Here is a 12,866-nt window from a genome sequence, read left to right on the forward strand (position 1 = left end):
TTCATTCGCGATGGAAGAGAGAACGTGGCGGCCCAATGGGGCAGGTTTGAGTCGCAGAAAGGGAGATGTCGGGGCGAGGAGAAGGCGTTATGTCAAGGGTGTCAAAGCGTGCCTGCACCGGCTGCACTTTTCGATTTTGAGCACGCAGGGAAGTCGCCTGTTGAATGCTTTCAACAAGTTGAGAGCCAAAATATAAATGGAAGACAGAATCGTGATCGCGCGCGACGGCGTGCCGCAGCTTGCGAAAACCGCCCGGCGGGCCCATGTGGAAAGCCATGAAATCCATGCCGAACGACGACCTGTTTTCGCGCAAGACCGCCCGGTCTCGGGGATCATCGGCGCGCGCAAAAATCATCGATCAGGACGGCCATGAAATTCATCCGGGTCCGCGGGGCGCTGGTGGCTCTTACACGGGCGCATTCGGGGCGGGTCCGTTCACGTCAGGCTTTGATTTCAGCGCAACGTTCCAGCCGCTCACGCGTGAGCAGCGGCTGGCGCGACTGGAGGCGATTGCGAAACTGCTCGACGTCGCCTTCATCGTGCCGGGAACGAATATCCGTTACGGCATTGATGGTCTGATAGGACTGGTGCCGGTGATCGGCGATATCCTCACCACCGCGATCTCGCTGTGGCTCGTGCGTGAAGCGCGTGCGCTCGGCGCGCCCTGGCACATCACGGCGCGGATGCTCGGCAACGTCGCGGTTGACGGGATTGTCGGATTGGTGCCGGTGGCCGGCGATGCCTTCGACGTGATGTTCCGCGCTAACATCCGAAATATGCGGATGTTACGACGCTGGCTCGACCGGCAGCCGCGTTAAAGCGTGATCAGATCCGAAGGGCCGCGCCAGCAAAGTGGAAACCGGTTTTCGGATAAGATCACGATCAAAAGAACAAGGCTTAGAGTCTGATCGACACCGTTGAATCAGACGCGCGGAATTGTCACGCAGCGTCCTTCGACGCTCTCGCCTCGACAGGCACCGTCTCGGGTTCTCGGCGGGGCAGCGGAAAATCGCAGCTCTCATAGAGAGAGCGGATACCGTTCTGATCGAAGCGAGCTTCGTCCACCTGAAGATACGCGCCGTTCAGCGAGTCGGCCGGCAGTTCCTCGATCGCAAAACGCACCGCGTCGGCCGCGGTGTCGAAACGTCGATACGCAAAACCGGCCCGCTTTTTCTTGCGGATCGCAGCCGGGAACAGTTCGGCGGATTTCTTGAAGCTGAATGCCATGGCGGACACCTCACAATAGCGCTTTTAGAGAACGAACCCGTGCTGAGAGCGAGACCCATTGGCGGTCGCCCGGCATACAGCATGTCCGTGATGCCTCATTTATATAGGGCGGGGAGGGGAAAATTGCGACCTTCAGAGGCCGGAATCGTGAAATCCGGTATCCGGAGTTCAAATTTCGGAATAAGATATTGATATCAATGCCATGGGCCAAGACGGCCAGGCGTTCCGGTGTCGGCGTCGGACGGCTGGAACATCCCCCGGGTGACCGGAGCCCGGTCACGCGAGGAAAAGGTCGGGATTCGGGGACCCCGCTCCGTTATTTGGGCTCGAGTTTTAAGGCCGCCGAATTAATACAATAACGCAGACCGGTCGGGCCCGGACCGTCGTTGAAGACATGACCGAGATGGCCGCTGCACTTCGAGCAAAGCACCTCGGTGCGGATCATGCCGTGGGTGGTGTCGCGCTCCTCATCGACATGATTATCGACAGCAGGCGCGGTAAAGCTCGGCCAGCCGCAGCCCGAATCGAATTTGGCATCGGATTCGAAAAGCGTCTGCCCGCAGCCGGCGCAGACATAGGTGCCCTCGCGGCGCTCATGCTCGTATTCGCCGGAGAACGGCTGCTCGGTCGCCTTCTCGCGCAGAACGGCGTATTGCATCGGCGTCAGCTCCTTCCGCCATTCGCTGTCGCTTTTCGCGACCTTCGCCGGCATCGTCTTGCTGTTTGGCATGGACCCTCCTTTGCGCGCAGTCAGTCGGTCGCCTTGGCGCTGCTGACCAGCGTCGGCTTCTCGACATAGGTGTCTGCAAAAATTGTCTTCAAATTCCGGATCTTCGGAATGTCATAATGCGCAATATAGGGCTGGTTGGGGTGCCGCGTCAGGTAGTCCTGATGATAGGCCTCGGCCGGGAAAAATCCCTCCAGCGTTCCAACCTTGGTCACGATCGGTTTCTTATAGACTCCGGCGGCTTTGAGCTGGACGATATAAGCATCGGCGATCTTCTTCTGCTCGTCATTGAGCGTAAAAATCTCCGAGCGGTACTGCGTCCCGGTGTCTGGCCCCTGGCGGTCGAGCTGGGTCGGATCGTGCGCAACCGAGAAGAAGATCTGCAGGATTTTTCCGTAGCTGATCTGCTTTGGGTCGAACTTGATCTCGACCGACTCCGCGTGTCCCGTGGTGCCCGTGCTGACCATCTCGTATTCCGCGGTCTTCTTCGCGCCTCCAGCATAACCTGAGACCGCATTGAGCACACCGGCGGTGTGCTGGAACACGCCCTGCACGCCCCAGAAGCAGCCTCCGGCAACGACTGCGGTCTGGATTCCGTCGGCGGCCTTCGCATCCATGGCCGGTGGCGGAATGATCACGGCGTCTTCCGCGGCGCGGGAAGGTCCGGCGAGGAGCCACGACAGTGCAATTGTGCCGGCGACGGCGGCGGCGCCGAGGGCACTGCGGCTGAACGGATTGCGCATGAAATTGTCCTCCGGAGCTCTGGGACGCAGGATGGAAGCACGTCGGACGGGCTGAATTGCAGCCGCCCTGCCTGGACCGTTCTAATTATGCGATAAAAGCCGGATTGTTACGGCTGCCGGTGTTCGATAGCCACACGAATTCGTGAAAAAATCCGGCGTGGCCCGGTAGGCCAGCTCAGGGATTGGAGTGCACCACGAGCGCTGGTTTTGACGGCCATCCCAGCCGCGCCGCCCAGCCGGTCACGTGGTTCCGGACCGCGCTTTGGAGCGGTCTCTCGACATATCGCCAGAGAATCCAACTGGCGAAACCGATACCGAGGACGATCGCCGTCACCCCGAGCTTGGCGTTGGCCGGGGCCATCCGCAGAAAAAGCGCGTAGCCGATCTGCTGATGCAGCAAATACAGCGGGTAAGTGATACCTCCGATCGCCGTGACAAGCGCTGGCGACAGCGGAAACCGCCGGATGCGCGTTGCCAGGAAGATTGCAACGATCGACGTCAGGCAAATCGCTGCCACGATCCACGAATCGAAGGTCGTAGCTGAGTGCGAGCGCAACCAGGCCAGCGAGTGAACCGCGTGGAAGACAGCAATCCCAACGGACAGGCCAAGAACGCAATAGACCATGAGGTCGCGGCGGCCGCGATAGATCTCGTAGATCATCAGGCCGGTGGCGAAGTAGCCGGCATCGTCAGCCAAAAAGATGTTTTCCATGAAGCGTGCATCGATCGTCAGTTCGTTGGCCATCGATAGGCAGAGCCATCCGAGCACGATCGCGTCGATTCGACGTGGAAACAATCCGGTCGCGATGAACAAGGTCACCCAGCCGTAGAATGTAGTCTCGATGACCAGCGACCAATAGGCGCTATCCATATAGGGATGATGCAGCGCGGGCGCGGCGATCGCCAGGTTCGCAAGCCACTGGCCGAGGTCGGTCGTGAAGTTCGGCTCCCCGAACACCAGGACAGTCAGTAAGGTCAGCGTCATGCAGAGCACGAAGGTCGGATAGATGCGGCTGAAACGCGCGATGGCGAAACCGGTCGCGTTGCGTCCCTCTGCAGAATAGGCGATGACAAATCCGCTGATGACGAAAAAAGCCGGAACGCCGAGGAAGCCATATTCGGCGAACGGCGCGATCTCCGGAACAGCAACATGCGTCCCGTTGCCGATGGTGGGTCCCCGAAAGCCATAGTGGTAGACGATAACGCCCAGCACTGCGAGCAGACGCAGCAAGTCAAGCGCTTCAACGCGGGACGAAGCTGGTTTGCTGTTCGGCGGCACTATGCTCGTGATGCTCACTTCGGCGGCCACCCCCGTGCCGGACGTTATCCGCAACGTCGGCCGAGTGAACATTAAAAGGGAAATTCAGGTTAATGGGCCGTAGCGCGCGATCGGCGCGACGCGACGCCATTTTTGACCAATCCACTCCGCGCACACCCTGGCGGTTGGCCCATTTTTATCAACCTTTCTTTAATATCATGAGGGGGATCTCGCAGATCGTCGCAAGATCGTAGCAATATCTTGAGTGCAGTGTCGCTCCTGTAACATGATGTTGTTCCGGAAACACAAAACGATGGATCGGGCACGCGAGCAACCGCGGCGGACCTTGGCGGCGCTGCTGATTGTTTTGGCAGCCATTGCCACGCTTGGGTTTTCGGCGGTGTGCGCCGGTATGATGTGGGAGATGCGGCGCAGCACGGTCGATCTCGCTCAGCAGTCGTTGGGCAATCTTGCGTCCACGATCGAATCCGACATCAGCCGTAACATCGAGCTGTACGATCTGTCGCTGCGCGCTGTCGCCGACAATCTCAGCCTGCCGGAGGTTGCCAGCGCGAACAAGTCGATCATGCATTTGATCCTGTTCGATCACGCGGCAACGGCGAAGCATTTTGGCGCGATCCAGGTGTTGGACGCCGATGGCAACCTCACGCACAAGTCGACGACACTTGATCCGGCACCTGCAAATCGGGTCGATGAAAGCTATTTCAAGGTTCATCGTGACAATCCCAACGCCGGTCTCTTTGTCAGCTATCCGATGCTGCGGGGCGGGGCGTATTCGGTGGTATTGAGCCGACGCATCAGCGGGCGCGATGGTCGGTTTCTCGGTGTGGTCACCGGCTCCATCCGCTTCAGTTACTTTCATGAACTTTTCGGCCGCCTGTCGCTTGGTGAGCGAGATACCATCACCGTCTTCCGCGAGGATGGCTTAGTGATCATGCGGACCCCCTTCGATCTTGATATTGTCGGGCGAAATCTAAATTACACCCCCGGCATCAAGCGCGTGCTGGCGGAACCGGCCGGCTCGTTGTCAAGTCCACGTTCACCCGATGGCGTCGATCGCCTCTACGTCTGGCGAGGCGGTGCCGGTCCGTTCGTGGTTCTGGTTGGAAAACCATGGGCCGACATTCTCGGCCTTTGGTACAGGGAAGTGTTTCAGATCGGCTTTATCATGCTTGGTCTGATCTTGTTCGGTGCTGCGGGGACTTTGTTTGTCGTTCGCGAGATGAAGCAGCGCGCCGCCGCCGAGGGAAAGCTCGAGGAACTCGCGATGACGGATGCGTTGACGGGCTTGAAAAACCGCCGCATGTTTGATTCCGTCATCGACGCCGAGTGGCGACGCGCGCTGAGGCAGCATACGCCGCTGGCGATTCTGATGGTCGATGCTGATCACTTCAAGGCATACAACGACCGGTTCGGTCATCAAGCGGGCGATCAGGTTCTGGTCGGCATTGCGATCTGCATTTCGGATTCGGCACGGCGCGCCGAGGATTGTGCAGCACGTTACGGCGGCGAGGAATTCGCGGTGCTGCTACCGGGGCTTTCAATCGCGGAAGCGACCATGTTGGCTGAATCCATCCGGCTCAAGGTCGAGCAGTGGTCCGGCGATCCGGCGACGACGACCGTCAGCATCGGCGTCGCAAGCATGACTCCCGTTGTCACGATGGAATGGTCCAGTCTCGTCGAGGCGGCCGACAAGGCGCTTTATTTGGCGAAGCGGAACGGGCGCAATCAGTCGGTTGCCGCGACGCCGGCGGCGCTGTCGCTGGTGGCGTGATCTACTATTTGAATCGGACGCGTGGAGCGTCGGCTCGGCGGAAGCGCACGCCCTCCTTGTCACCAAGACGCATTGCGACGTAGCCGGCTTCGATGCAGGCTTCGCGTTGCGGCATCCGTTCCTTCGCGGCACGTGTCGTATCCCACCAGGACGCGCGCTGTGCCGCGCGCGGGAGACTGTCGTCGATGATGTCCTCGATCTGCGCAAAGCTCAGAACGAATTCGACCTGTGTCTGCCGTTTCAGGTAGTCGCGTAGCGCATCGTAGTCCGGCACGGTTTTCAGGCCTTGAGATATTTCTGCATGTCCGCACGCAAGCCGTCGCGGAGATCGGCGCGCGCCATTCCGAATGCGATGTTGGCGCGCAGGAAGCCCGCGCGCGAGCCGCAGTCGTGGCGCTCGCCAGCGAATTCGAGACCGTAGAAGGCTTGCGATTTCGACAGGCCGATCATGGCGTCGGTGAGCTGGATCTCGCCGCCGGCGCCACGTTCCTGGGTTTCCAGAATGTTGAAGATCTCGGGCTGAAGGACGTAGCGCCCGGTAATGGAAAGATTCGATGGGGCGGCGCCCTTGGGCGGCTTCTCCACCATGCCGTCGATCTCGAAGATATTGCCGCTGCGCTTGCCGACGCCGCAGATCCCGTAATTGTGGGTCATGTCGTCAGGCACCGCTTCAACCGCGACAATGTTGGATTTCGGTCCGAGCTTCTCCGCGGCTTGCATCATCTGCTTGAGGCAGCCTGGCGTGTTCAGCACCAGTTCGTCGGGCAGCACCACCGCGAAGGGCTCGTTGCCGACGATGTCGCGGGCGCACCACACCGCGTGGCCGAGCCCGAGCGGCGCCTGTTGCCGGGTAAAACTCACGGCGCCCGCCGCAGGCTGGAATTGCGCCAGCAGATCCATCTCGGTCTTCTTGCCGCGCGCTTTCAACGTTTCGTCCAGTTCGAACTGGCGATCGAAGTGATCCTCGATCGTGCTCTTGTTACGGCCGGTGACGAAAACGAAGTGCTCGATACCGGCTTCTCTGGCTTCGTCGAAGACGTACTGGATCAGCGGCCGATCGACGATCGTCAGCATTTCCTTCGGCATGGCCTTGGTGGCAGGAAGGACGCGGGTGCCGAGGCCGGCGACCGGGAAAACGGCTTTGCGGATTTTCATGTCGGTTCTGCGGATTGTTTTGCGGGCGGGATGAGTACGATAGGTTCGTATCTTGTTAGCCGCTTTGCAGCCGGGAACAAAGGCGGATCTATGTTGACGGTTGGCTGCCCCGCGACGGTCACGAACGCCGTGTGCGGCGAGCGCGAGGTTTTGCTTAGGTCGAACTCCCGGCACGATCCGCTCGCGGAGTGGCCTGCTTCGGTGCAAACGCGACCGATTGTCCGTATCCGCCTTAAAAAAGACCCGCTGTTAAGCCGATGGAAACCGTGACAGGGCCTCCTGAGATCAGGATACTCATCAATATGGGTCAGGAATGGTCGCGACGGTGATGCAGATGTGGATGCGCGGAACAGGAATGGCGGCTGCAGTCGTGGCACTTACGGCGCTTGCGATGCCAGGCGACGTCCGCGCGCAGACATCGAATGGCAACAGCGTTCAGGGCTTCCTTGATAATCTCTTCACCGGCTCGATCGCAAAGGGCGGGCAGGGCGCATCCCTGGCGCCGCGCGGCGGATTCGAGCAGCCTCAGCCCACCCCGAAGCAGCCCGCGAGTTCGGCCGCGCTGCCCTGGAGCGGAGAGGACGGCGCATCGGGTCATCCGCTGATGATGGCGAGCGCGATCCGCCAGGCCGCCGCGAATTTCCCGAACTGCGTTGCGGCCATGTGGCCCGACGCGGCACGCCGTCAGGTTACGCGCGAGAATTTCGAGCGCTTCACCGCGGGACTGTCGCCCGACCTGCGCATTATGGACCTGATGGATTCACAGCCTGAATTCACCAAGGCGATATGGGATTATCTCGACATTCTGGTCAACGATGCGCGGCTCGCGCGCGGCCGCGAAATCCTCGCAATCTACAAGCCCCAGTTTGACGCGACCGAGAAAGCCTATGGCGTCGATCGTTACGCAATCGCGGCGATCTGGGGCATCGAGTCGAATTATTCGACCCAGATGGGCGATCGCAGCGTGCTGCAATCCACTGCGACGCTGGCCTGCGTTGGCCGCCGTCAGCAATATTTCCGCGACGAATTTCTGTCGGCGCTTGAAATTCTCAATCGTGGCGATCTGCGGCCGGAGCAGATGCGCGGCTCGTGGGCCGGTGCTTTCGGTCCCACGCAGTTCATGCCGACAGCGTTCAAGCGCTATGCCGTCGATGGTGACGGCGACGGCCGTCGCGACGTGGTCGATGACCCGGCCGACCTGATTGCGTCGACCGCGAACAATCTGAAGAAGGACGGCTGGCAGACCGGCAGGGCCTGGGGCTACGAGGTCGTGGTGCCGCAAGGCTTCAACTACATGCTGGCGGATCGGGCCAAGGCGATGACGCTCGCGCAGTGGGAGCATCTCGGCATCCGGCGTGCTGGCAACAAGGCGTTCCCGAGTTCGGCCGACCGAGCCTATCTGCTCGCCCCGGCCGGCGCCGAGGGGCCTGGCTTCCTGATGCTGCAGAATTTCCGGGTCTTCATGAAGTACAATCCGGCGGAAGCCTATGCGCTGGCGATCGGCCATTTTGCCGACCGGCTGCGCGGTGGAGCGCCGTTCGTCCAGCCGTGGCCGCGGCAGGAACGGGTGTTGTCCCGCGCCGAGCGGCTTGAATTGCAGCAGATTCTGGCCCAGCGAGGTTTTTATCGCGGAACCCCCGACGGCCAGATCGGTGGCCAGACCCGCGAGGCGCTGCGCAGCTTCCAGGCCTCGATTGGGGCGCCAGCAGACGGATTTGCATCCTCCGACGTGCTGGAGCGGCTGCGGCGGTAAAGTCCGTCAGGAGGGGCCGAACGGCACGCCCGGCGTGCCCTTGACGCCAAAGGCGGATGCCCGGCTTATGAGGCGAACGCCGCCCGCTTGCGGCCCGATTCCGCTATTATAGCCTTTATCAGACTCTGTTTTGCGATCGCGCACATGCCCGGATTGAAACCGCTGCTTCGCCGACTGACCGAACGTGGTCCATTGATCGTGCTGGCCGTCGTTGCGACGTTGGTCGCAGCGCCCGCATCGGCGCAGTTCTTCAATTTCGGATTCCAGCAGCGTCCGGCGCATCGCGGCGGTGGCGGAGGCTGGTTCGGCTCCGACAATCCGCTGTTTGCACCCTTTCAACAACCGTCGCCGAGGCAGCAACAGCAACAACAACAGCAGCGGCCGGCCGAGAATTATTCGCACGCACCGCCGCCGGAAAAGCGCGACACCGTACCCGAGCGCAATGTGCTGGTGCTCGGAGACGCCATGGCCGACTGGCTTGCTTACGGTCTTGAGGATGCTCTCAGCGAAACGCCCGACATGGGTGTGATCCGCAAGCACAAGACCATCTCCGGCCTCATTCGTTATCAGCCAAAGGGTGAACCAGCCGATTGGGAGGCTGCGGCAAAAGCTATTCTCGCGACCGAAAAGCCGGACGCTATCGTGGTCATGCTCGGCCTGTATGACCGCACCTCGATTCGCGAAACGCTGGAGAAGGACAAGAGCGGCAAGGCGGACGACAAGAAAAAGGCCGACGCTGACAAGAAGGAGGTCGACAAGAAGGACGCAGAAAAGACCAACAAGCCGGATGCGGCCGCCACCGCCAAGCTCGACGACAAGCCGGTGGATTCCGAGCTGCCGCCCGACGAGGCGGACGGCGATCAGCTCACGACCAGGGAGAAAAGCACGCGTTCGCCCAACGGAATCGCCGAGTACCGCAGCGATCGCTGGGCCGAGCTCTACAGCAGGAAGATCGATGAGATGATCGCGGTCCTCAAGTCAAAGGGCGTGCCGGTATTCTGGGTGGGGCTGCCCGCCGTGCGCGGTACGAAATCGACGTCCGATATGCTGTTTCTCGACTCGCTCTATCGCGCCGCTGCGGATAAGGCGGGAATTACTTATGTCGACATCTGGGACGGATTCGTTGATGAGGCCGGCCGTTACGTCCAGCAGGGACCGGACTTCGAGGGTCAGATCCGCCGGCTGCGCTCTTACGACGGCGTGTATTTTACCAAGGCCGGCGCGCGCAAGCTCGCGCACTATGTCGAGCGGGAGATCACGCGCGTGCTGGCGGCGCGATCCGGCCCTGTCGCAATCCCCACCGAACCCGGCACGCCCGACACCGACGTTAAACCGGGGCAGCCAGCGCCGCGTCCGCTCGCTGGACCGATCGTGCCGCTGGTAGCGTCCTCGGTCGGGACCGACCAGTTGCTCGGCGGTCCGGGCAGCCGTGCTGCCGCGATTGATGCGCTGGCTGCGCGAACGTTGGTGAAAGGCGAGCCGTTGTCTGCGCCGGCTGGTCGTGCCGACGATTATGTATGGCCGCGCCGTGAGGTTGGCCTCGAACCGGCCAAGGCCGATGCGCCGGTCGCGACGGCCGCGCCTCATGATGCCACTTCGGCTCCGGCGTCGTCGTCGAAGAAGCCACGCCCGACCCATTCCACCGAGCAGGCCCGGTCGGAAGGATCATCGGCATCCCGCCCCCCGTCGTCTGCCCAGCAGGCGCAGAAACCGCGCACCGTGTCGCGTCCATCCGCTAATTCCGGACCGGCCGGATTCTTCTCGGACCTGTTCTCTCGATAGATCGTGCTCCGCCGGCATGGCGCAGCGCCCTAGGCGCGGGGGCGTTGCAGTCTTATTCCCCGAGCTGCGCCCTGTAGTCGTCGAGCACGCCCTGTACGCGGTAGCAGCTTGTGGCATCGGGCGTGAAGTCCACCCACTTTTTTTCGGCCTCGACGAACACCTGCGAGTCCTTCTCGCCGCGCGCATGGCCGTCCGCCATGTTGGCCTTGTCGGATTTCGAAAGATAGGGATCCAGCGCCCTCAGGAGTTCGTCGGCCTGACCGGATGCGATCAGGTTCTGCTCCTCGCAGCGCGCGGCTGCGGCGAAGAAGGAGCCGGCGCTGATGGCCACGCGACGCGACATCGCCTGTGCTGGCAGTGTCGGGATGACGACGATCAAGAAGACTATCCAACGTGATGCCGTCACTTTCGTCGCCCCCCACTTTGTGTTGAGAGTAACGTGCGGAGGATCACGATCAATTCACAGATTGTCTCTGTACACGGTTACGTTTGGTATCATGTGGATGATTACGGGTGTGGGCCCGATAAATTCTCAATTCCAGTCGAGATCGCTTGCTGGAATGGTTCTTAATAACAAGCGCCGGTCCGAGCCGTCGTCATATGCCGGCTCAGAGCCATTCCGGCTTTGATGGAATTACAGCCAGGCTCCAGCTTTTTATTGGATACGTTTTCTTTACGCGAGCTGGTCTCCATCCTCGGGTCAGGCCCGCGGATATGCTTCACTCGAAAACGCTACAGTGGTCTCCGCTGTTTCCGTTCGCCTATGACGCGCATTTTTCATTCGGAGACCATGGATTGCCGGGCCGAGTCCGGGCACGGCGGCTGAGTAACATCGCCGCGCGGCTCACCGTGGCAGCGTCGTGGTTCCCATCAGCGTCTCGTCGATGGCGCGGGCGCATAGACGCCCCTCCCGGATCGCCCATACGACCAGCGACTGGCCGCGGCGCATGTCGCCGGCCGAAAACACCTTGGGCAGCGAGGTACGATAATCCTGCATATTCGCGCGGACATTGCCGCGCTGGTCGAGATCGAGGCCGAGCGACTTGAGCAGGCCATCGTGCACCGGATGCACAAAGCCCATCGCCAGCAGCACGAGATCGGCGTCGAGCTCGAATTCGCTACCGGCGACCGGCTGAAACTTGTCGTCCACGCGGACGCAATGCATCTTCTTGACCTTGCCGTCGGCGCCGGAGAATTTTTGCGTCAGCACGGCGTAGTCGCGCTTGGCGCCCTCGGCCTGGCTCGACGATGTGCGCATCTTCAAGGGCCAGTTCGGCCAGGTCAGCGCCTTGTTCTCATGCTCCGGCGGCGCCGGCATGATCTCGAGCTGAGTCACCGACTTGGCGCCTTGCCGGAACGAGGTGCCGATGCAGTCGGAGCCGGTGTCGCCGCCTCCGATGACGACGACATGCTTATCCGTAGCGAGAATGTCCGCTGCGTCGAATTTCTCATTGCCGTTGCGGCGATTCTGTTGCGGCAGGAAATCCATCGCGAAGTGAATGCCGGCGAGATCGCGACCGGGGATCGGTAGATCGCGTGGGGCCTCCGCGCCGCCGGTCAAAGCTACTGCATCATAATCCTTGACGAGTTGCGCCGGATCGATCGCGTCGTCCGCGCTGCCGCCGACCGGCTTGCCGTAGTGGAAGATCACGCCCTCGGCCTGCATCTGCGCCAGACGGCGATCAATGATGTGTTTTTCCATCTTGAAGTCGGGAATACCATAACGAAGGAGACCGCCGGCCTTGGCGTTCTTCTCAAAGACGTGCACCTCGTGTCCGGCGCGCGCGAGCTGCTGCGCACAGGCGAGGCCGGCGGGGCCGGAGCCGACCACGGCGACTTTCTTGCCGGTCTTTTGCGCCGCAACTTCCGGCTTCAGCCAGCCGTTGTCCCAGGCGCGGTCGACGATGGCGCATTCGATCGTCTTGATGGTGACGGGATTGTCGTCGATGTTCAGCGTGCAAGAGGCTTCGCACGGCGCCGGGCAGATGCGGCCGGTGAATTCCGGGAAATTGTTGGTGGAGTGCAGCGTGCGCGAGGCCTCTTCCCAATTGCCCTGATAGACGAGGTCGTTGAAGTCCGGGATCTGGTTGTTGACGGGGCAGCCGGGCGTGCCGGGCGCGACCGAACCGGTGCCGTGACAATAGGGAACGCCGCAATTCATGCAGCGCGCGGCCTGGTTGCGCGTTTCCTTCTCGGATAGCGGGATCACGAACTCCTTGAAGTTCTTCACCCGCTCCGCGACAGGCTCGTACTTGCGGTCGTGCCGCTCGATTTCCAGAAAACCCGTGATCTTGCCCATCGGACCTGATGCCCCTGAAATTTCTTCCTGCCATTCCGGGATGCGCTGAAAGCGCAGGCCCGGAATCTGATATCTGTCGCATCATTCCGGGTTCGCTGCGCGCGCCCCCGGAATGACGCCGGTGAAT

The 12,866-nt window shown here is 61.3% G+C and carries 13 protein-coding genes; 4 read left to right on the forward strand and 9 right to left on the reverse strand.

Features of this window, described 5'->3' with window-relative positions; all coding sequences use genetic code 11:
• Position 1 precedes the first annotated feature (1 nt).
• On the reverse strand, positions 2 to 286 hold the full coding sequence (locus tag ACSZOQ_RS01560) for a hypothetical protein (RefSeq protein ID WP_439924361.1): 285 nt from the start codon (positions 284 to 286) through the stop codon (positions 2 to 4).
• Here ACSZOQ_RS01560 and ACSZOQ_RS01565 point away from each other — a divergent pair.
• Positions 276 to 818, forward strand: a complete 543-nt coding sequence (locus ACSZOQ_RS01565; RefSeq protein ID WP_439924362.1) for a DUF4112 domain-containing protein — start codon at positions 276 to 278, stop codon at positions 816 to 818. The two genes, ACSZOQ_RS01560 and ACSZOQ_RS01565, sit on opposite strands and share 11 nt — an antisense overlap.
• A gap of 121 nt (positions 819 to 939) precedes the next feature.
• Here the strand turns inward: ACSZOQ_RS01565 and ACSZOQ_RS01570 are convergent, their stop codons facing one another.
• The 4 genes from ACSZOQ_RS01570 to ACSZOQ_RS01585 all read right to left on the reverse strand — a co-directional run bounded on the left by ACSZOQ_RS01570 (position 940) and on the right by ACSZOQ_RS01585 (position 4,048).
• Positions 940 to 1,227, reverse strand: a complete 288-nt coding sequence (locus ACSZOQ_RS01570; protein WP_439924363.1) for a hypothetical protein — start codon at positions 1,225 to 1,227, stop codon at positions 940 to 942.
• A gap of 316 nt (positions 1,228 to 1,543) precedes the next feature.
• On the reverse strand, positions 1,544 to 1,957 hold the full coding sequence (gene msrB / locus ACSZOQ_RS01575; RefSeq protein WP_439924364.1) for a peptide-methionine (R)-S-oxide reductase MsrB: 414 nt from the start codon (positions 1,955 to 1,957) through the stop codon (positions 1,544 to 1,546).
• A 20-nt stretch (positions 1,958 to 1,977) separates the two neighbouring features.
• Entirely contained in the window at positions 1,978 to 2,697 is a 720-nt protein-coding gene (gene msrA / locus ACSZOQ_RS01580; protein ID WP_439924365.1) for a peptide-methionine (S)-S-oxide reductase MsrA, read from the reverse strand.
• A gap of 175 nt (positions 2,698 to 2,872) precedes the next feature.
• Positions 2,873 to 4,048, reverse strand: a complete 1,176-nt coding sequence (locus tag ACSZOQ_RS01585; RefSeq protein ID WP_439924366.1) for an acyltransferase family protein — start codon at positions 4,046 to 4,048, stop codon at positions 2,873 to 2,875.
• 220 nt (positions 4,049 to 4,268) lie between these two features.
• Here ACSZOQ_RS01585 and ACSZOQ_RS01590 point away from each other — a divergent pair, with 220 nt between their 5' ends.
• Entirely contained in the window at positions 4,269 to 5,750 is a 1,482-nt protein-coding gene (locus tag ACSZOQ_RS01590) for a sensor domain-containing diguanylate cyclase (RefSeq protein WP_439924367.1), read from the forward strand.
• Between the two features lie 4 nt (positions 5,751 to 5,754).
• Here ACSZOQ_RS01590 and ACSZOQ_RS01595 read toward each other — a convergent pair whose 3' ends face one another.
• The gene (locus tag ACSZOQ_RS01595) at positions 5,755 to 6,024 is read right to left on the reverse strand and encodes a DUF7662 domain-containing protein (protein ID WP_439924368.1); all 270 of its coding nucleotides are present in this window, start codon (positions 6,022 to 6,024) and stop codon (positions 5,755 to 5,757) included.
• Between the two features lie 5 nt (positions 6,025 to 6,029).
• On the reverse strand, positions 6,030 to 6,905 hold the full coding sequence (galU, locus tag ACSZOQ_RS01600) for a UTP--glucose-1-phosphate uridylyltransferase GalU (RefSeq protein WP_439924369.1): 876 nt from the start codon (positions 6,903 to 6,905) through the stop codon (positions 6,030 to 6,032).
• Between the two features lie 313 nt (positions 6,906 to 7,218).
• Between galU and ACSZOQ_RS01605 the strand changes: the two genes are divergently transcribed.
• Together ACSZOQ_RS01605 and ACSZOQ_RS01610 are read left to right on the forward strand one after the other, a co-directional pair.
• Positions 7,219 to 8,658 carry a lytic murein transglycosylase gene (locus tag ACSZOQ_RS01605; protein ID WP_439924370.1) on the forward strand — a complete coding sequence of 480 codons (1,440 nt, stop codon included), beginning with the start codon at positions 7,219 to 7,221 and terminating at the stop codon, positions 8,656 to 8,658.
• 144 nt (positions 8,659 to 8,802) lie between these two features.
• Positions 8,803 to 10,440 carry an SGNH/GDSL hydrolase family protein gene (locus ACSZOQ_RS01610; protein WP_439924371.1) on the forward strand — a complete coding sequence of 546 codons (1,638 nt, stop codon included), beginning with the start codon at positions 8,803 to 8,805 and terminating at the stop codon, positions 10,438 to 10,440.
• A 52-nt stretch (positions 10,441 to 10,492) separates the two neighbouring features.
• Here the strand turns inward: ACSZOQ_RS01610 and ACSZOQ_RS01615 are convergent, their stop codons facing one another.
• Both ACSZOQ_RS01615 and ACSZOQ_RS01620 read right to left on the reverse strand, forming a co-directional pair.
• A complete protein-coding gene (locus ACSZOQ_RS01615) occupies positions 10,493 to 10,819 on the reverse strand; it encodes a hypothetical protein (RefSeq protein ID WP_439924372.1) in 327 nt (108 codons plus the stop codon).
• A 465-nt stretch (positions 10,820 to 11,284) separates the two neighbouring features.
• On the reverse strand, positions 11,285 to 12,739 hold the full coding sequence (locus ACSZOQ_RS01620; protein WP_439924373.1) for a glutamate synthase subunit beta: 1,455 nt from the start codon (positions 12,737 to 12,739) through the stop codon (positions 11,285 to 11,287).
• Between the last annotated feature and the right edge of the window lie 127 nt (positions 12,740 to 12,866).

Origin of the sequence: Nitrobacter sp. JJSN (genome assembly GCF_051912485.1) — a bacterium.
Lineage (GTDB): Bacteria > Pseudomonadota > Alphaproteobacteria > Rhizobiales > Xanthobacteraceae > Nitrobacter.